This is a genomic window from Aminobacter sp. AP02 (genome assembly GCF_003148805.1).
Lineage (GTDB): Bacteria > Pseudomonadota > Alphaproteobacteria > Rhizobiales > Rhizobiaceae > Aminobacter.
Genome location: NZ_QGGX01000013.1, coordinates 1 through 18,090 on the forward strand (window position 1 = coordinate 1; position 18,090 = coordinate 18,090).

Below are 18,090 nucleotides of genomic sequence, written 5' to 3' on the forward strand. Positions count from 1 at the left end.
ACCAGCACCTCGCCCTCGCGCGGCCCCTCAAGGTCCACCTCCATGATCTCGAGCGGCTTTCCGGCTCCAACGGCTACGGCGGCGCGGGTTTTCATGGCGATGTTCCTTCAAGCAAAGTCAGGGGCAAATGTCTGGCAGCAGGGTTTCAGGTTTTGCCGGGGCGATCAACCTGGAAGACGACACCGCACGGTCGTAAAGCGGCGCCTGCGATGGTACTCCACAAGCCGATGCTGGCGCGACCCCTTGCGGGATGGACATGGCGGCAACGGTGACCGAACATGGCTGCGGAATTCTCATTTCAATGGCAGACGATTCGATGTCGAGTGACAGGCTCCCGCGCGACCCGCTCAAGCGTGAAGCGTTAAAAATGGCTGACAAGCCAGAAGCTTCCGATCGGATGTTCATCCATCTTCGCGTTCACTCTGCTTATTCGCTTCTTGAGGGTGCCTTGCCGCTCGGCAAGGTCGTAGGCTATGCCGTCAAGGACCAGGCGCCGGCCATCGCAATAGCCGACAGCAACAATCTGTTTGGTGCGCTCGAATTCGCCCAAAAGGCCACCAAGGATGGCGTCCAGCCTTTGATTGGCTGTCAGGTGGATGTCGATTTTGCCGAGGCTGTCGATCCCGCTCAGCGCGGGCCGGTGTTCAAGGCTCCTCTTGAGCTATTGCCCGTGGTGCTCATGGCCGCGACGGAGGTGGGTTACGCCAATCTCGTGCGATTGGTCAGCCGCCTTTATCTCGAAACGCCTGCGGGCGATCCTGTGCATGCGACGCTCGACTGGCTTGCGGCATCGGCGGAAGGCATCATCTGCCTGACCGGCGGTCCTCGCGGGCCGATCGGTGCTGCGATCAAGAGCGATCACGCACCGCTGGCAGAAAATCGCCTGCTGGCCCTCAAGGCCATGTTCGGCGACCGGCTTTACGTGGAAGTGGAGCGTCTGGCCGGCTACGATCGTGGCATCGAAGCGGCAACTGTCGAACTTGCCTATCGCCATCATCTGCCGCTGGTCGCCACCAACGAGGCGTTTTTCCCGGCGCGCGCCGACTACGAGGCACATGACGCGCTGATCGCGATCGCCGAGGGCTCCGTGGTCGCGGAAGACAATCGCCGCAGGCTTACGCCCGACAATTACCTCAAGTCTCAGAAGGAGATGTCGGAGCTTTTTGCAGACTTGCCTGAGGCGATTGACAATACGGTCGAGATCGCCCGGCGCTGCTCGTACTATCCGAAGAACCGCAACCCGATCCTTCCGCGCTTCACCGGCGGCGACATAGCCGATGCCGATGCGGCGGTCGCAGCCGAAGCCGCCGAACTGACCAGGCAGGCGCACGATGGCCTTGCCATGCGCATAGCTTCGCGTGGGCTGGCCGAAGGCTACACGTCGGAGCAATACACGGAGCGGCTTGAATACGAGCTCGGCATCATCGAGCGCATGAAATTCCCCGGCTACTTCCTGATCGTTGCGGACTTCATCAAGTGGGGCAAGCTGCAGGGCATTCCAGTCGGACCCGGCCGCGGTTCGGGCGCTGGTTCGCTGGTCGCTTATGCGCTGACCATCACCGACGTCGACCCGCTGCGTTTCTCGCTGCTGTTCGAGCGCTTCCTCAATCCCGACCGCGTTTCGATGCCCGACTTCGACATCGACTTCTGCCAGGACCGGCGCGAAGAGGTGATCCGCTACGTTCAGGGCAAATATGGCCGCGACCAGGTGGGGCAGATCATCACCTTCGGAACGCTGCAGGCACGCGCCGTGTTGCGCGACGTCGGGCGCGTGCTGCAGATGCCCTACGGCCAGGTCGACAAGCTGTGCAAGATGGTGCCGCAGAATCCGGCAAATCCGGTGACTTTGGGACAAGCGATAGAGGGCGAGCCGCGCTTTGCCGAAGAGGCCGAACGCGAGCCGATCGTCCAGACGCTGCTCGACATGGCGCAGAAGCTCGAAGGGCTCTATCGCCACGCCTCGACCCATGCCGCCGGCATCGTCATTGGTGACCGTCCCTTGTCCGAACTGGTGCCGATGTACCGGGATCCGCGTTCGGACATGCCGGTCACGCAATTCAACATGAAGTACGTCGAGCAGGCCGGGCTGGTGAAGTTCGACTTCCTTGGCCTGAAGACGCTGACGGTGCTGCAGAAGGCGCTGCAGTTCATCAGCCGGCGCGGCGTAGACATCGACCTTGCCGTAATCCCGCTCGACGACCCGCTGACCTATGCGATGCTGTCGCGCGGCGAAACGGTCGGCATCTTCCAGGTTGAAAGTGCTGGCATGCGCAAGGCGCTGATCGGCATGAAGCCCGACCGCGTCGAAGACATTATCGCGCTGGTGGCGCTCTATCGCCCGGGCCCGATGGAGAACATCCCGACCTACAACGCCCGCAAGCATGGCGACGAGGAGATCGCCTCGATCCATCCGATGATCGACCATCTGGTGAAGGAGACCCAAGGGGTCATCGTCTACCAGGAACAGGTCATGCAGATCGCCCAGGAGCTGTCGGGCTATTCGCTGGGCGAGGCTGACCTCTTGCGTCGCGCGATGGGCAAGAAGATCCGCGCGGAGATGGACAAGCAGCGCGAGCGCTTCGTCACCGGCGCGGTGGAAAAAGGCGTCTCCAAGCCCCAGTCCAACGCGATCTTCGACCTGCTCGCCAAGTTTGCCGACTACGGCTTCAACAAGTCGCACGCGGCCGCTTATGCCATCGTATCCTACCAGACGGCTTATCTGAAGGCGCATTACCCGGTCGAGTTCCTCGCCGCGTCGATGACCTACGATATGTCCAACACCGACAAGCTCAATGACTTCCGCCAGGACGCGATGCGCCTTGGCATTGAGGTCGTTCCGCCGTCGGTGATGACCAGCTTCCGCGACTTCGAGGTTGGCGAAAAGAAGATCTTCTACTCGCTTGCTGCCATCAAGGGCGTCGGCGAAGCCGCGGTCCACCACATCGTCGCCAAGCGCGCGGAAAAGCCTTTTGCCAGCCTCGCAGACTTTTGTGAGCGCATTGATCCGAAGATCGTTGGCAAGCGTGTGTTCGAAAGCCTGATCATGGCCGGGGCCTTCGATTGCTTCGGGTATGAGCGCGCGGCGCTGATGGCCGGCATCGAACGAATGATGGGCCTGGCCTCGCTGGCGCATGAGAACGCCACGCTAGGCCAGTCCGACATTTTTGGCAGCGCGTTTTCCGGCCAGGCGCCGGTGCTGCACTTGCCGCAGGCAGATGCATGGCTGCCAGCCGACAGGTTGCATCGCGAATTCCAGGTCGTCGGCTTCTACCTTTCGGCGCACCCGCTCGACGAATACAAATCGGCTCTGGAAAAGATGCGTGTCCAGAACTGGACGGATTTCGCTGCTGCGGTGAAGCGCGGGGCGACCGCGGGGCGCTTGGCGGGAACAGTCACCACCAAGCAGGAGCGCAAGACCAAGACCGGCAACAAGATGGGTGTGATCCAGTTCTCCGACGTCTCGGGGCAGTACGAGTCGGTGCTGTTTTCGGAGGCGCTGGCCCAGTATCGCGATCTGCTCGAGCCGGGCAGGTCGGTGGTCATCACCGTTGCTGCCGAGGACCGTCCGGAGGGCGTCAACCTGCGCATCCAGACGGTGCAGTCGCTCGAAGACGAAGCAAGCCGGGTGCAAAAGACGCTGCGCATCTTCGTGCGTGACGCGGCCCCGCTCAACATGCTGTCCAATCAGTTGACGGTACGCGGCGAGGGCGAGGTCAGCTTCATCGTGCTCAAGGGCGAAGCGCAGGGCGAGATCGAGATCGAACTGCCCAATCGCTATCGCATTACGCCGTCGATCGCCTCTGCCATGAGGGCCGTGCCAGGGGTTGTCGAAGTAGAACTGGTCTAGGTCAGGAAACCTTTGTCGCTGCCCTTGCGTACCAGCGCGTCCCGGCAGGACTGCGCGCGCTCCAGCAGCATTGCTCGCTCGCGCTGGTTCTGCGTCAGCGCCGCCGCCCGTTCGAATTCGCCGAGCGCTTCGTGAACACGGCCGAGCTTCATCAACAGGTCGGCTCGCACGCTGGGCAGAAAGTGATAGTTGCGTAGCGCCGGCTCGTACGCAAGCTGGTCGGCAAGTTCCAACCCGGCGGCCGGGCCGAACGCTATCGCCAGTGCCATGGCACGGTTCAGTTCGATCACGGGCGAGGGGGCAAGCTCGCCGAGCGCCGCATAGAGCGCAGCAATGCGTTTCCAGTCGGTCTCTTCCGCGGTGCGGGCACGCGCGTGGCAGGCGGCAATGGCCGCCTGCAGTGTGTAGGGCCCGGGCTGGGGCAGTGCTTGTGCCCTGGCAAGGGCTGCAAGCCCGCGATTGATCAGCAGGTGATCCCAGCGGGTGCGGTTCTGGTCGAGCAGGAGGATCGGACGGCCTTGGGCATCGCTGCGGGCCGGCAGCCGCGATGCCTGGATTTCCATCAGGGCGATAAGGCCGTGGACTTCCGCTTCGTTGGGAGCGAGGCTCGCCAGCATTCGCCCCAGTCGCATCGCCTCCTGGCATAGCTGCGGACGCATCCAGTCGTCGCCCTTGGTCGCCGAATATCCCTCGTTGAAGACCAGATAAAGCACTTCGAGCACGGAAGTCAGTCGTTCCGCGCGGTCGGATCCATTGGGCATTTCGAACGGGACTCCGGCCTCCGACAACAGACGCTTCGCCCGCACAATGCGTTGGGACATGGCGGTTTCAGTGACCAGATAGGCGCGTGCGATTTCCTCGGTCGTCAGTCCGCCGATCAGCCGGAGCGTCAAGGCAACGCGTGCTTCCGTCGATAGAACCGGATGGCAGGACACGAACATCAACCCGAGCATTTCGTCGCCGAAATCGGCGTCGCTGTCTGGTGGTCCGACCGGTGCCTCGGCCTCGGCATCGATGCTGAGCAGCATGAGCTTGCCATGCGCCATCTTGGTCCGGCGGAAATGGTCGATGGCGCGACGCCTGGCGGAGGTGATCAGCCAGCCGCCGGGCTTGTCCGGAACGCCGTCCTCCGGCCAACTACGCAATGCTGCGATCAGCGCGTCCTGGGCGAATTCTTCGGCGAGGTCGACATTGCGCGTGAAGCGGGCGAGTGCTGCAATGATCCGCGCCCGCTCCATTCGGAACACCGTCTCGATGGCCCGATGCGTCGCCCGGCTTTTGGCAACGCTGTCGTCGGGCTGAGGATACAGGTCCGGGTGGTCCCGCGAATGGCGATCGTTCGTGGGCATCTATGTCCTGTCTTGTGCGATGCCCATTTCGCGGAAGCGGTCGATGCCTTCGCTGTGTTCGAAATCCTCTAGCTCGAACATCTGGCGCACTTCGATCTCGCCATTTTCGATCTGAGGGTTCGGAAAACGGTTGGCCCACTCCATCGCTTCCTCACGCGTCTTCACCTGGATGATGGTGTAGCCAGCGATCAGTTCCTTGGTTTCTGCGAAGGGGCCGTCGGTGATGGTCTTCTTGCCACCGGACCATTTGATCCGCCAGCCCTTGGAACTCGGTTGCAGGCCGCTGCCGTCAAGCAGCACGCCGGCCTTGGCCAGTTCCTCGTGATAGTCTGCCATCGCGCTGATCATTTCGGCTGGTGGCATGATGCCTGCCTCGGAGTCCCTGCTGGCTTTGACGACGATCATGAAACGCATGCTCTGTGCTCCTGGGTTGCTCGGCCAGCACCCATTGCCGGCCTTCGATCCGCCAACACGACGAGTGGAGGTTAGCAGGATCGACGCTTCAAAGAATTTTTTCTGAGTTAGGGACCAATTGGAGGCGCGTTGCCGGTGGCAACCTGTAGTGGTATTTTAGTTTGAGCGTATGTGTGAAGCCGGAGTGTCGTCATGGACGAAAATGCCGCCACCACTCAACTCATGCAGATGGTCAACGGATACCAGGTGTCACAGGCGATCTGCGTCGCTGCAACACTCGGTATCGCAGATCAACTTACCGATGGCGCCCGAACCAGCGACGAGTTGGCGACGGCAACGCATTCTCATCCGCAGGCGCTATACCGGCTGCTGCGCGCGCTTGCTTCTGTCGGCGTACTGCATGAGGGAGACGGCCGTCGATTCACGTTGACCGAGCTCGGATACGGCCTGTGTTCGGATGCGCCTCAATCCGTGGCTGGGTGGGCGCGAATGGTTGAACGAGCCTACTACCGTCAGGCGTGGAGCGAGTTGCTGCACAGCGTGCGCACCGGCGAGAACGCATTCCAGCATGCCCATGGCATGGGGGTCTGGCAATACCGGGCGGAGCACCCTGAGGAGTCGGTGACATTCGATCGGGCGATGACTTCGTTGTCGCGCCTGGTGGCCGACGCGGTGCTTGATGCCTATGATTTCAGTCCTTTCGACGTGGTCATGGATGTCGGTGGCGGGCAAGGCGCGCTTCTCGCCGGGATATTGAAGCGTAATCCTTCCCAAAGAGGCATCCTGTTTGATCAACCGCAGGTGGTTGCAGGTGCGGCGCCCACACTTCAGGCGGCCCTGGTCGCGGAGCGCTGTCAGATCGTTGGTGGCGACTTCTTTGCAGCGGTTCCCGACGGTGCTGACGCGCACGTCATGAAGTGGATTATCCATGACTGGGATGACGAACGTTCCATCGCGGTCCTGAAAAGCAGCCGGCGCGCGATGCGTCCAGGCGGCAAGCTTTTGGTCCTGGAGGCGGTGTTGGCACCGCCCAACGAGGGCGCGCGCGTGAAGTTCGCCGACCTCAACATGCTCGCGGTGCCAGGAGGGCAGGAGCGAACTGCTGACGAGTTCGCCCGGCTATTCGAGGCTTCAGGCTTCAGGTTGACGCGAACGATCAATGCCGGTCCGCGCATCAGCATCATCGAAGGCGTGCCGGACTGAAGCCATCGGTTTTTCGCGACCACCGATTGTGGCGGAACTCGGCTTGACTTGGCACCGATAAGAATAAATCCTGCCCATCAGCGGAAACGATGGCAGGCGGACGATATGAAGCCCCTATTGCGTGGTGTCTGCGTAACAGCTGCGGTCTTGGGAGGAGCCTTCCAGGTGTCGGCTGCCGATCTGGTTGTGGCGATGCCCAACTGGCCCTCCGGACAGGCGTCCGCAAACATCATCAAGGCTGCGTTGGAAAAGTCCCTCGAGGTGAAGGTCGACGTCCAGGAGATGGGCACGATGATCGCCTTCACTGGCCTGGATACGGGGACTGTCGATGTCTACCCTGAAGTTTGGCAACCGAATTTCGACCAGCTGATCCAGAAGTTCAGCACCGAACGCGGAACGGTCCATCTGAGTTCGCGCAATGTGGCGGCGACCCAGGGGCTTTGCGTCACGCAAAAGACGTACGACGACTTTGGCATTCACGACGTTGCCGACCTGAAGGATCCCGCCAAGGCCAAGGTCTTCGACACCGACGGCGACGGCAAGGGCGAGATGTGGATCGGTGCTCGCGGCTGGCTGTCGACCGATGTCGAGCGCATTCGCGCCAAGAGCTATGGCTATGCCGACACGATGACGCTGCTCGAAATGCCTGAAGAGGTTGCCATGTCGGCGGTCGATGCCGCCGCTGCCACCGACAAGCCGATCATCTTTTACTGCTACAGCCCGCATCATGTGTTCGAACTTCACCAGGTCAAACAGTTGAGCGAGCCGCCATTCGATGCTGCGAAATGGAACATCGTCTTGCAGGCGGACGATCCTATGTGGCTGTCGAAGTCGGATGCGCCAGTGGCCTGGAAGCCGTCAAGTTTCAGCGTCGCTTATGCAACCTCGCTGTCCAAACGCTTGCCGCAAGTTGCCAAGTTACTGGACAATATTGATTTCACCGCCGACGAAGTGACGGCGATGAGCTACGCCATCGAAGTCGAACGGCAGGATCCGGCGAAATATGCGGAGCAATGGGTGGCGAGCCATGAAGATCGCGTGAAGGCATGGCTGCAGTAGGGCCGGACAGGTCCGCAACGGGGACAAGCTCAATGACAGGCATAATGCGTCTAGGTGGAAGATTGCGCCGAGCCGTTGCACTTTCTGTTGCAGTCGGACTTGGCACGACACTCGCTTTTGCTGATCAGACGCAGATATTCGATCCAAAGACGCACAAGTGGGTCAACTATGATCGCAAGAAGGCGCGGCAATACTACGCCGCCCATGGTCAGGTCCCGGACGCGTTCCGGCGTCAGGTGGTCGACTTCCGCACCGCTGAAAAGCCGGGAACGATCATCATCGATGGCAACCAGCACTTCCTCTATCTCGTGCTGCCCGGTCTGAAGGCCGTGCGCTATGGCATTGGCGTCGGCCGCGACGGTTTTGGCTGGGCGGGCATCGTGCGGGTGGGACGCATGGCCGAATGGCCGACCTGGACGCCACCGGCCGAGATGGTCGCACGTGATCCGAACGCAGTAAAATTCGCTGGCGGCATGCCCGGAGGTCCCGACAATCCGCTCGGCGCCCGCGCGCTCTACCTCTACCAGGGCGACCAGGACACGATTTACCGCATCCACGGCACGCCCGAGCCCTGGACGATCGGCCTCGACGTTTCGTCGGGCTGCATCCGCATGAACAATGATGACATCGTCGACCTGTATTCGCAGGTCCAAGTCGGGGCCAAGGTCGTGGTGCTGATGCAGGGGGCAGCGCTCTACAAGGGGGTGTAGGCGCCGTCATCTGATAACAACAAGCGTGTCGAATGAGGGGATATCATGCGAGCAGCTTTTCTTGCCGGGACTGGCTTGTTGATCGGCCTTGCGGCCGCAGGCTGTTCCTCTACCGCGCCTGAACCGCAAAACATGGCGCGGACCACCGTCCAGACCGCACCAGCGGATCTGCAACTGACCTGCGCCACCGCAACGGCAACGCAAGCCGGCGTAGATGCCAACAAGGTGCTGCCCGTCGGCTCGTCGACGCTCGACGCCACCAGATACCAGGTCGATCTCAACGCGTCGGGCCAGCGTTATACTTGTATCGTGGACAATACGGGCAACGTGACTTCGGTGCAGAAGGCGGCTTGAAGGCTGCTTGCACCCAGCACGTGACCTAGTCTTCGATCGGCTCCGGAGGATGGGCATTGCGGCCTTTGCCAAACGTATAGCCCGTCTCGACAGCCTTGCGGCCGAACTTGTCGCGCAACGTATCGATCGCGCTTTCGGCCAACGCGCGCTTGCGTGACTGGAGATCGACAAGATCAGGCGGGTCTGCGCGTTCGTCGTCCGAAAGGTCGCTGACGCCAATGCCGAGCAGGCGGTATTTGGTGCCGTCGGTTTCCTTCTCCAGCAATTGCATCCCGGTCTGGAAAATGCGGTCGGCGAGCCGTGTCGGATCGGCGAGCTGGCGGTTGCGGGTCCTGGTCTTGAAGTCCTGCGTCTTGAGCTTGAGCACGACCGTGCGGCCTGCGATCCTTGCCTTCTTCAGGCGGGCCGAGACCTTTTCCGACAGCGCCCGCAATACCGGAACTAGGTCCGTAGTCGAGGCGAGATCACTGTCGAACGTCGTCTCCGCAGAAACGCTCTTGGCCTCGTGGTCGGGTGAAACCCGCCTGTCGTCCTGGCCGCGTGACAAATGGTAGAGCCGGCTGCCCATGGTGCCGTAGCGGCGCATCAGGTCGTTGCGATCCATGCGCTGCAATTGGCCGATGGAACGGATACCGTCGCTTTCGAGCGTGGCTGCAAACGCCTTGCCCACGCCCCAGATCATGGTCACGGGTTGCTCGGCAAGGAAGCCGACCGCCTCTGCTTCGCCGATCACGGCAAAGCCGCGCGGCTTGCGGAAGTCGGAGGCGATCTTGGCGAGGAACTTGCAGTAGGACAGCCCGGCGGAGACGGTGATGCCGATTTCCTTTTCGACCGCGACCGCGAACCGGGCGAGCACCAGCGCTGGCGGCAGACCGTGCAGCCGCTCGGTGCCGTCGAGATCGAGAAATGCCTCGTCGATGGAGATCGGCTCGACCAGTGGGGTCAGCGCCTGCATCATCGAACGCACCTCGCGCCCGACGCGGACATATTTTTCCATGTCTGGTTTGACAACCACCGCTTCTGGGCAAGCTTCCAGCGCCTTGAACATCGGCATTGCCGAGCGCACGCCATGGATGCGGGCGATGTAGCAGCAGGTCGAGACAACACCGCGCTTGCCGCCGCCGATGATGACAGGTTTGTCCTTCAGGTCAGGATTGTCGCGCTTTTCGACAGCCGCATAAAAGGCGTCACAGTCGATATGGGCGAGGTGAAGCTTGTACAATTCGGGGTGGCGCAACAGGCGAGGGCTGCCGCAGGCATGACAGCGCGGCCCCGCGCCGCGCTGAAGGGCAAGGCAGTCGCGGCAGAAACCGTGGCTGGGATCGTTGACAGGCATCGCCTTCACTGCGAACATAAAGAGAACAAATGTGATTTTATGTCAGCTGCCCCTTCGGGACAAGGCTGTGTGACGGAGCTATGCCATGACTATTGCCATCTCGCCGTTGACGCCGGAACTATGGCCGCATTTCGAGGATCTTTTTGGCAAGCAGGGCGCTTGCTACGGCTGCTGGTGTACCTACTTCAGGCTCCCGCCGGCGACCCGTCGCGACAACAATCGCGAGCGTAACAAGGATCACATCAAGGCGCGCATCGAGTCCGGGCCGCCGCCGGGCATCCTTGCTTTCGAAAACGGCGAGGCAAGCGGCTGGATGCAGATCGGTCCACGCTCCGACGTTCCCGAGTTCAACAATGCGGGCCGCGGCTCAGCACCGCTCGACCCGGATGATGCCCGCGATCCAAGCGTTTGGGCGATTTCGTGTTTCTTCATCCGCAGCAAGGCGCGCGGCCAGGGGCTGACGCACCGGCTGGTGGATGCTGGCGTCGCGTTCGCGCGGCAATCGGGCGCCCGCGTTGTCGAAGCGTGCCCGATGGACCAGTCGAAGGATTCGCGTTCGGTCGGCCTGTTTGTCGGCTCGACGCGGGTGTTTGAAAAGGCAGGCTTCGCCCGCGCTATCGAACGCAGGCCTGGCCGCCCTTTGATGCGCTTGGAGCTTTGACAGCTCAGCCGGAAAAACCACCCGCTTCCAGGAATGCGAGCTCCTGTTCGCTCGACTCGCGGCCGAGGATGTAATTGCGGTGCGGGAAGCGGCCGAAACGCGCGACGATGTCGCGATGGCCGATGGCATGTTTCAGATAGTCGCCGCCAAGGGCTGTAGAGCGCTCCAGCGGAATGTCGTGGTCGGCCAGTGCTTCGGAATGCGAGAACGGCAGGTAAAAGAACACCCGGATCGGCCCATCTGTTGCGAGGTCATGGCCATCGGCAATCGCCTTGCGCGCAAAGTAGCGGGCGAGCGGATCGGTAGCATACATATGGCCGCTGCCCCGGAAGCAGTTTCGCGGAAACTGGTCGAGCAGGATCATCAGCGCCAGCGCGCCTTCGGCATCTTCCGCCCAGCCATCGCACTGGCGCTTGGCGGCAGCCATATGCAGGTCGCCGAAGCGGCCGCGGAAACCATCGTCGAACATCTCGTCCTTGCGGAACCAGCCTTCGGGGCCGGCCTCGCGCCAGTAGGCCACGACTTCGGTTGCGCGCTGCCTGTTGATCATCGTCAGTTCCTCTCCGTTTGTCCGCCTGGCGCGGTCTTCTGGGCGATCATGCTTGCGGCTTCTTCGTTTAGTGCCTTGGCGGTGCGGCGCGGCGGTGTCAGCGGTGTCGGTATCGGACCGGTTATGTTGCCCTGCAGATAGTCTCGGCCAGACTGAATATCGCCAGCAATCTGCATCTCCAAACGCGCTGCGTCGCGGTTGCGAACTTCTTCGATCACCTCGGCGACGTCGTCTGGATCCTCGCCGAGCTTCTTGAGCGTCGCGCCGCCAAAGATGATGGCCGATTCGAATGTCTCACGAAGCTGGTAGTCAACGCCCGCGCGAATGAGCTGGATCGCCGTGCCGCGGTCATAGGCGCGTGCCAGTACAGGCACGAGCGGGAATTCGGCGGCGAGGTTTTCGGCGATGCGCACCGCGACGTCTTCCTTGTCCACGCAGATCAGGACGGCTCGTGCACGCCCAGCACCGGCCGCATGCAGGATATCGAGGCGCGTACCGTCGCCATAATAGACCTTGAAGCCAAAATCGGCGGCTGCCTGGATCATCTCGACGTCGTTGTCGATGATGGAGACGTCGACACCGCGCAACAGCAGTGGCTGGCTGGCGATCTGGCCAAAGCGACCGAAGCCGATGACTAGCACGGTGCCGCTGAGTTCGGCTGCAACGTCGACGTCTTCGAGAGACTGTTCGTCCTGGGGTGTGAAGCGGCGCAACAACATGATCGCCAACGGGGTCAGCACCATCGAAATGATGATGATGGCGGTAAGCACTGCATTGGCTTCCCCATCGATGATGCCGACGGCAAGGGCCGAGGAATAAAGCACAAAGGCGAATTCGCCGCCTTGCGCCATGATCACCGCTCGCTCCAGCGCCTCGCGGTGCCCTGATCTGAGGAAGCGGGCAACGATGTAGATGCCGAGGCCCTTCATCAGCATGTAGACTACGACGTAGAGTGCGATCAGCTGCCAGTTCGCGACGACCACCATAAGATCGAGCGACATGCCAACGGCAATGAAGAACATGCCGAGCAGGATGCCGCGGAATGGCTCGACGTCGGCCTCGAGCTGATGACGGAAGGTCGATTCGGACAGCAGAACGCCGGCGAGGAAGGCGCCCATCGCCATGGATAGGCCGCTCAACTGCATGGCAAGTGCCGACCCGAGCACGACCAGAAGGGCTGCTGCGGTCATGACTTCCCGAGCGCGCGATTCGGCGAGGATGCGAAACAGCGGGTTGAGCAAATAGCGCCCAGCGATCACCAGGCCGGTGATCGCTGCGATGCCGATTCCGATCTCGTTGAGCCTACCGGCCCAGCCGGTGCCTGCATCATTTGGCGCGACAGGCGCGAGGAAGGCCACAAGCGCCAGCAGCGGCACGATGGCGAGGTCTTCGAGCAAGAGGATCGAGACCATGCGCTGGCCCTTGGGCGTGGACATCTCGCCGCGCTCGTCGAGCAACTGCATGACGATTGCGGTTGAGGTCAGCACAAACCCTGCGCCGGCTACGAAGGATTGAGCTACCGAAAAACCGCCTGCCAGCCCGACTGTCATCAGCAACAGCGCACAGACGCCAACCTGGAGGGCGCCAAGACCGAAGATTTCGCGGCGCAGGCCCCACAATCGCGATGGCTGCATTTCGAGGCCGATGATGAACAGGAACATCACCACGCCCAGCTCGGCAACATGCAGAATTGTCTCTGCTTCGGAAAAGACCGCGATGCCAAACGGGCCGATGATCACGCCTGCACTGAGATAGCCGAGGATCGAGCCAAGGCCGAGACGTTTGAACAGGGGGACGGCAACAACGCCTGCGGCAAGCAACGCCACCACCGGAACCAGATCGACACCCGATGCTTCTGCCGCCATGCGCCCCGTCGATCCTTGTCGTGCGGCAGCCGGCCGCTTTGCTGAAAGGGCCAAGATAGGTGCTTCGGGGGCCGCCGAACAGCCCGCCCGTCCGCTCGAATCGCGACGCGTTGTGAAAATGTCGGTAGTTTCGGCGTGGTGGTGGCAGCGGCCCTTGCAAAGGCACTGGCACCTGATGCCCATCAAGGGTTGGTTCTAGGACGAAAAGCAAAACGGGCAGCCAAAAGCGCCCCCCGTTCTATCGTTGGGTCTATGGAATAGAATCAGTTCTTGGCGATGGCGCCGACCGCGGTACCGTCGACACGCGACAACTTCATGCCGATCACGGGCACCAGCTGTTTGTCGACGCGAACCGAAATGGTGACATGCATGGAATTGTCGTCCGGCACGCGCGCCTGCATAACACCGTTGAGCTGTTTACGGTTGATCGCAAGCACGACCTTGCGGCTGTCGACGACGCTACCCGAAACGATGTCCAGTCCTTTGCCCTCGGAACCGTCAAGGAAGGTGCCGCCATAGCCGCCACGGCCTTTCTGTTCGATGGTTGCCGACATCTTCTGCGTGAACACGCCCACTCGGCAACCGCCGTCGAGCGACATCCCGACCTTCCCGTCAGGTGTCGAGCCGGTAAAATTGCAGGTGAATTTGGTGCCCTTGTATTTGCCGGCGACGATCTCGCCCGGGCCGACCCATGCGCCTTCGACCGACTTGAAGAATTTCTTGTCGCGCTCGGGCGCTTTGACTGTCTCTGCCTGCACCACGGATGGCAGTGCCACCGCCACGGCAGGCAGGACAGCGGACAACAACAAGCGCTTCATGAGTACACCCGACAGCAGGAAACTGGAACAATTGGCTGCAAAGACCATGACCAAGAATGGTTAATGCTTCGTCTATTTCGCCTTTTCTGTAGCCTTGTCCTTGCCCGCGAATGTGGTGAGCGCGGCGAGGAAATCGCCCATGCCAGGACGTTTTACGGCGTTGAAGGGCAGGGGCCGCGCGGTCTCCATCGCGGCGATGCCGATGCGCGCCGTCATCATCCCGTTAACCACGCCTTCGCCGAGTTTTGCCGAGAGTTTCGCCGCGAGTCCGTGGCCGACAACCTGCTGGACGAAACTGTCGCCGACGGCGATCGATCCGGTGACGGCAAGGTGGGCAAGGGCCGCGCGGGCAAGCCGGAAGAAGCCGAGCGTGCCAGGGCGTCCCCCATAAAGCTCCGCCAGCCGGCGGATGAGCCGTGCGGCTTCGAAGACGACATAGGCTATGTCGACCAGCGCACGCGGGCTTACCGCCGTCACCAGCGACACGCGCTTGGCGGCATCGAGGATGAGGACCTTTGCCTGCGCATCAAGTGGAGTCAGGATCTCGGTCTCGGCCAGGCGCAACAGGTCGGAGCCATCGATCACTTCGCCACGCAGATCCGCAAGCGCGCGCCGCCCTGCTGCCGTTTCAGGCTTTGATGCCAAAAGGCTCGACAATGCGTCGACGACATTGCGGGCCGAGCCCGGGTCGTTGCGCTCGATTGCGTCCGTCGCACGATTACGCAGCCGTTCCACCGACGCGAGACGGAAAACGGCCAGAAGCTCGCGGATGACAATGACCAGCAGAGCGACCGCAGCGATGCCTGCCGCACCCACTGCCAGCCAGCCAAGCCAATCGGCGCGGGTGAACAGGTCTCGTATCAGCCGGTCGGTCCAAAGGCCGACGCCGAGCGAGATCAGGACGCCCGCAGCGGCAAGGAAGATGGCACCAATGCGCGACTTGCGCTTCGGCGCGATAGCCGGCGGCGGTTCGGCGGCGGCGATGTCCGCTTCGTCGAATACATCGAATTCGGCGGGTGTAACGACAGCAGTTTCGGCGGCCAGCGCGCGCGGCTTGCGCTCGGCGGGCCGGGGGGCTTGCGTCTGCTTGTTGGGAGCGACGTCCTGTACGGCATTCTCCGGTTCGATACGAAATGCCGCCGGCTTTCGGGGAGCGCTCATGCGAGGTGATCTCCGATAAGGAACTGCAGGGCGCGGTCGAGGCGGATATGTGGCAGCGACAGCGTCACACCTTCGGCCGTGCGTTCCAGCCGTGGCGGGCGGAAGCGTACGAAGCGGATTGTCGGATCGTTCGCGTCCTGACGATGGTCGGTGCCGAAATCCTGAAACACGACATCGGCTTTTTCCGGTAAGTCGCCGGGAAATATGGCGGTTTCGGAATTGCCGTCGAAGCGGTCCTTGCCGATGGTTTCGCCTTCGATCGGTGTTCCCATGATGACAGGGAGAGTTTCTCGGCCCTGCTTGACCGTGCCCTCGCGCGTGGCCCGGACAGCAGCCAGTGCGAGTACATCGACCTCGGCACCCGAGAGATTGGCCCGTGCCACGGCTCGATCCGTCAGTCGGCGTACGATCGACTGCAGCCGATCATGGCTCTCGTGATGCAAATGGTCGGCCTTGGTCGCCGCGACCAGGATACGGTCGATGCGCCGCGAAAACAGGTCCGTGAAGAGGTTGCCGCGGCCGGGGCGGAAGCAGGCGAGGATTTCCGTCACCGCGCGTTCTAGATCGGCGATAGCGCCTGGACCGGCATTCAATGCCTGCATCGCATCGATCAGCACGATCTGCCGGTCGAGCCGGGCTATGTGTTCGCGGAAGAACGGCTTCACCACATGGGTTTTGTAAGCTTCGTACCGCCGCTCCATCATTGCGTGCAGTGAGCCGGGTCGCGCGCGCTGGGCAAGGCCCGGCAGGGGTGCGAATGTCAGCGCAGGCGAGCCCTCGAGGTCGCCCGGCATCAGGAAACGTCCCGGCGGCAGTGTGGACAGCGCTCGCTCATCGTCCTTGCACGCCTTGAGATAGGCAGCAAAGCTCTCGAACAGCCGTCGCGCCGTCATCTCGTCGGCGTCCGCCTCGGGCTTCACCGAGGCTGCAAGCTCGCGCCAGGCTTCCGAAAGGTCGGAGCGAACCGGCAGGGTTGCGAGTTCAAATGCTTCCCTGGAGAAATCGTCGTAACTCTTGCCCAGCAGGGGCAGGTCGAGCAGCCATTCGCCGGGGTAGTCGACGAGGTCGACCGACAATTTTCCGGCTGAAAACATGCGGTTCCAGCCCGAAGCTGACTCGAATTCTATGGTCAGCCTGAGTTCTGAGATGGCCCGCGTCGAGTCTGGCCAGATGCGCTGGTCGACCAGTGCCGCGACATGGTCCTCATACTGGACGCGAGGTACTGCGTCGTCGGGCTGCTCTTCGAGAAATGCGCGCGAAATGCGGCCCGATTTCTGGGCTTCAAACAGCGGCAACCGTCCGCCATGGATCAGGTTGTGCACGAATGCGGTGATGAACACGGTTTTGCCCGCGCGTGACAGGCCGGTTACGCCGAGCCGCAACGAAGGCGCAAAAAGCCCGGTGGCACGCCCAGATAGCGTGTCGAGGGCAATGCGCGCCTCGTCGGTGAAAGTGGTCAGAGACGCCAATCGTCGATCCCCATGCGGTCGCCACCGATATAGGTGGCGCCGTCGAGATTTGAAATGGCGTGTGATTTCAAAGATCGGCTGGTGTGAGGAAGGCTTCGAGATAACCTTGGCCGAGTTCGGCTGCGGAAAGGTCGCCTTCGAACCTGATCACCGCAAGGCCGGATGTTGGGAAACCTGTTTGCAGCGTATGCATCGCTGCCTCCTCGCCATCACCCGTTACGGCCATGACCAGGTCCTCCATCATCGGATTGTGCCCGATGACCAGCACCGAGCCGTGCCTGCCATTGTCGCGGATCTTTCCGAGATAACCGGCGGCGTCGGCGCTGTAGAGGTCGTCAGTGAAAACCACACGCCCGGTATCAGCCTGGCCGGCGATGCCTTGTAGCGTTTCGCGTGCGCGCAGGGCGTTGGAGCATAGGGTCAGTTCAGGAACATAACCGTTGGCACGCATCGCCTTGCCGGTTGCCTCGGCGTCCGCAATCCCGGTGGCATCGAGCGGTCGGTCGAAATCCCTGACGCCGGGTAGCGCCCAGCCGGCCTTGGCGTGCCTGAGAAGGTAGAGCTTGCTCAAAAGTCGCTCCCGGGAGCTCAAGCTCCCGATGAGCCTGTGCCAATTGCCATCTCAGGATGTAACCAAGCGTCAGGCACCTTGCAACCGGGCGGTGGCACTCTTCGTTTCTTGTGCAGGAGAGTTGCGCGCTTGCCACGCCCGAATCGTTACATGCGAGCCAGTGTTAACTTTTCGAGGAATGCACTTGTGCGAGGGTTTTCCCGCGAATATATAGGCGCCAAAACGGGGTTGTCGGGTGAGTCGAATGAACGATACCGTTACTCTTGGCTACGTGCCCTCCGATGAGGAGCCGTTCATGAACGAACGGCAGAAGTCTTACTTCAGAGCTAAGTTGATTGCCTGGAAGAACGACATCCTCCGCGAAGCTCGCGAAACCCTCGAAATACTCCAGCAGGAAAACGCCAACCATCCGGATCTTGCCGATCGTGCATCATCCGAGACGGACCGTGCCATCGAACTTCGAGCGCGCGACCGTCAACGCAAGTTGATCTCCAAGATCGACTCGGCGCTGCAGAGGATTGACGAGGGTACCTACGGCTTTTGCGAGGAGACCGGTGAGCCGATCTCGCTGAAGCGACTGGACGCGCGTCCGATCGCCACGCTTTCGATCGAAGCTCAGGAGCGGCACGAGCGCCGCGAGAAAGTCTATCGAGACGACTGATCGCGGAATCGAAGCAATGAAAAAGGCGGCTCCGGCCGCCTTTTTTGCGTCTGCTGTTCGAT

At 61.7% G+C, this 18,090-nt stretch carries 16 protein-coding genes; 7 read left to right on the forward strand and 9 right to left on the reverse strand.

All coding sequences use genetic code 11. The features are described from left to right. Window positions 1–367 precede the first annotated feature (367 nt). The gene (gene dnaE / locus C8K44_RS17080) at window positions 368–3,847 is read left to right on the forward strand and encodes a DNA polymerase III subunit alpha (protein ID WP_245417520.1); all 3,480 of its coding nucleotides are present in this window, start codon (window positions 368–370) and stop codon (window positions 3,845–3,847) included. Here dnaE and C8K44_RS17085 read toward each other — a convergent pair. Both C8K44_RS17085 and C8K44_RS17090 read right to left on the reverse strand, forming a co-directional pair. Then, complete coding sequence (locus C8K44_RS17085) at window positions 3,844–5,196, reverse strand: RNA polymerase sigma factor (protein WP_109577018.1); 1,353 nt, start codon at window positions 5,194–5,196, stop codon at window positions 3,844–3,846. The two genes, dnaE and C8K44_RS17085, sit on opposite strands and share 4 nt — an antisense overlap. Then, complete coding sequence (locus tag C8K44_RS17090) at window positions 5,197–5,610, reverse strand: YciI family protein (RefSeq protein ID WP_109577019.1); 414 nt, start codon at window positions 5,608–5,610, stop codon at window positions 5,197–5,199. 192 nt (window positions 5,611–5,802) lie between these two features. Between C8K44_RS17090 and C8K44_RS17095 the strand changes: the two genes are divergently transcribed. From C8K44_RS17095 to C8K44_RS17110, 4 genes are all read left to right on the forward strand, one after another. Continuing rightward, window positions 5,803–6,813, forward strand: coding sequence for a methyltransferase (locus C8K44_RS17095; RefSeq protein ID WP_109577020.1), 1,011 nt, complete (start codon window positions 5,803–5,805; stop codon window positions 6,811–6,813). A gap of 165 nt (window positions 6,814–6,978) precedes the next feature. After that, window positions 6,979–7,872 carry a glycine betaine ABC transporter substrate-binding protein gene (locus tag C8K44_RS17100; protein ID WP_245417521.1) on the forward strand — a complete coding sequence of 298 codons (894 nt, stop codon included), beginning with the start codon at window positions 6,979–6,981 and terminating at the stop codon, window positions 7,870–7,872. Between the two features lie 44 nt (window positions 7,873–7,916). Next, complete coding sequence (locus tag C8K44_RS17105; protein WP_109577022.1) at window positions 7,917–8,582, forward strand: L,D-transpeptidase; 666 nt, start codon at window positions 7,917–7,919, stop codon at window positions 8,580–8,582. 45 nt (window positions 8,583–8,627) lie between these two features. Beyond that, a complete protein-coding gene (locus C8K44_RS17110) occupies window positions 8,628–8,936 on the forward strand; it encodes a hypothetical protein (protein ID WP_109577023.1) in 309 nt (102 codons plus the stop codon). Between the two features lie 25 nt (window positions 8,937–8,961). Here the strand turns inward: C8K44_RS17110 and C8K44_RS17115 are convergent, their stop codons facing one another. After that, window positions 8,962–10,290 carry a DNA polymerase IV gene (locus C8K44_RS17115; RefSeq protein ID WP_109577024.1) on the reverse strand — a complete coding sequence of 443 codons (1,329 nt, stop codon included), beginning with the start codon at window positions 10,288–10,290 and terminating at the stop codon, window positions 8,962–8,964. A 67-nt stretch (window positions 10,291–10,357) separates the two neighbouring features. Between C8K44_RS17115 and C8K44_RS17120 the strand changes: the two genes are divergently transcribed. After that, the gene (locus C8K44_RS17120; protein WP_109577025.1) at window positions 10,358–10,933 is read left to right on the forward strand and encodes a GNAT family N-acetyltransferase; all 576 of its coding nucleotides are present in this window, start codon (window positions 10,358–10,360) and stop codon (window positions 10,931–10,933) included. 4 nt (window positions 10,934–10,937) lie between these two features. Here C8K44_RS17120 and C8K44_RS17125 read toward each other — a convergent pair whose 3' ends face one another. The 6 genes from C8K44_RS17125 to C8K44_RS17150 all read right to left on the reverse strand — a co-directional run bounded on the left by C8K44_RS17125 (window position 10,938) and on the right by C8K44_RS17150 (window position 17,367). Further along, window positions 10,938–11,483: a DUF924 family protein gene (locus C8K44_RS17125; protein ID WP_109577026.1), complete on the reverse strand. Its 546-nt coding sequence runs from the start codon at window positions 11,481–11,483 to the stop codon at window positions 10,938–10,940. Between the two features lie 2 nt (window positions 11,484–11,485). Beyond that, complete coding sequence (locus tag C8K44_RS17130) at window positions 11,486–13,348, reverse strand: monovalent cation:proton antiporter-2 (CPA2) family protein (protein WP_109577027.1); 1,863 nt, start codon at window positions 13,346–13,348, stop codon at window positions 11,486–11,488. A gap of 263 nt (window positions 13,349–13,611) precedes the next feature. Further along, window positions 13,612–14,166 (reverse strand): hypothetical protein, encoded by a 555-nt coding sequence (locus C8K44_RS17135; protein WP_109577147.1) that lies wholly within the window; start codon window positions 14,164–14,166, stop codon window positions 13,612–13,614. Window positions 14,167–14,238: 72 nt separating this feature from the next. Further along, window positions 14,239–15,327 (reverse strand): TIGR01620 family protein, encoded by a 1,089-nt coding sequence (locus tag C8K44_RS17140; RefSeq protein ID WP_109577028.1) that lies wholly within the window; start codon window positions 15,325–15,327, stop codon window positions 14,239–14,241. Then, window positions 15,324–16,796: a YcjX family protein gene (locus tag C8K44_RS17145; RefSeq protein WP_109577029.1), complete on the reverse strand. Its 1,473-nt coding sequence runs from the start codon at window positions 16,794–16,796 to the stop codon at window positions 15,324–15,326. The genes C8K44_RS17140 and C8K44_RS17145 overlap by 4 nt, the downstream gene beginning before the upstream one ends. Before the next feature lie 67 nt (window positions 16,797–16,863). Further along, window positions 16,864–17,367, reverse strand: a complete 504-nt coding sequence (locus C8K44_RS17150; protein WP_109577030.1) for a histidine phosphatase family protein — start codon at window positions 17,365–17,367, stop codon at window positions 16,864–16,866. Window positions 17,368–17,611: 244 nt separating this feature from the next. On the opposite strand from C8K44_RS17150, the gene dksA reads away from it, so the two are divergent. Next, on the forward strand, window positions 17,612–18,028 hold the full coding sequence (gene dksA, locus C8K44_RS17155) for an RNA polymerase-binding protein DksA (RefSeq protein WP_109577031.1): 417 nt from the start codon (window positions 17,612–17,614) through the stop codon (window positions 18,026–18,028). Window positions 18,029–18,090: the final 62 nt, after the last annotated feature.

Coding starts and splice junctions, on each gene's coding strand:
- C8K44_RS17135 (WP_109577147.1), bottom strand. CDS start 14,166: ATGAAGCGCTTGTTGTTGTCCGCTGTCCTGCCTGCCGTGGCGGTGGCA.
- C8K44_RS17085 (WP_109577018.1), bottom strand. CDS start 5,196: ATGCCCACGAACGATCGCCATTCGCGGGACCACCCGGACCTGTATCCT.
- dnaE (WP_245417520.1), top strand. CDS start 368: ATGGCTGACAAGCCAGAAGCTTCCGATCGGATGTTCATCCATCTTCGC.
- C8K44_RS17130 (WP_109577027.1), bottom strand. CDS start 13,348: ATGGCGGCAGAAGCATCGGGTGTCGATCTGGTTCCGGTGGTGGCGTTG.
- dksA (WP_109577031.1), top strand. CDS start 17,612: ATGAACGATACCGTTACTCTTGGCTACGTGCCCTCCGATGAGGAGCCG.
- C8K44_RS17090 (WP_109577019.1), bottom strand. CDS start 5,610: ATGCGTTTCATGATCGTCGTCAAAGCCAGCAGGGACTCCGAGGCAGGC.
- C8K44_RS17140 (WP_109577028.1), bottom strand. CDS start 15,327: ATGAGCGCTCCCCGAAAGCCGGCGGCATTTCGTATCGAACCGGAGAAT.
- C8K44_RS17120 (WP_109577025.1), top strand. CDS start 10,358: ATGACTATTGCCATCTCGCCGTTGACGCCGGAACTATGGCCGCATTTC.
- C8K44_RS17110 (WP_109577023.1), top strand. CDS start 8,628: ATGCGAGCAGCTTTTCTTGCCGGGACTGGCTTGTTGATCGGCCTTGCG.
- C8K44_RS17115 (WP_109577024.1), bottom strand. CDS start 10,290: ATGTTCGCAGTGAAGGCGATGCCTGTCAACGATCCCAGCCACGGTTTC.
- C8K44_RS17095 (WP_109577020.1), top strand. CDS start 5,803: ATGGACGAAAATGCCGCCACCACTCAACTCATGCAGATGGTCAACGGA.
- C8K44_RS17105 (WP_109577022.1), top strand. CDS start 7,917: ATGCGTCTAGGTGGAAGATTGCGCCGAGCCGTTGCACTTTCTGTTGCA.
- C8K44_RS17125 (WP_109577026.1), bottom strand. CDS start 11,483: ATGATCAACAGGCAGCGCGCAACCGAAGTCGTGGCCTACTGGCGCGAG.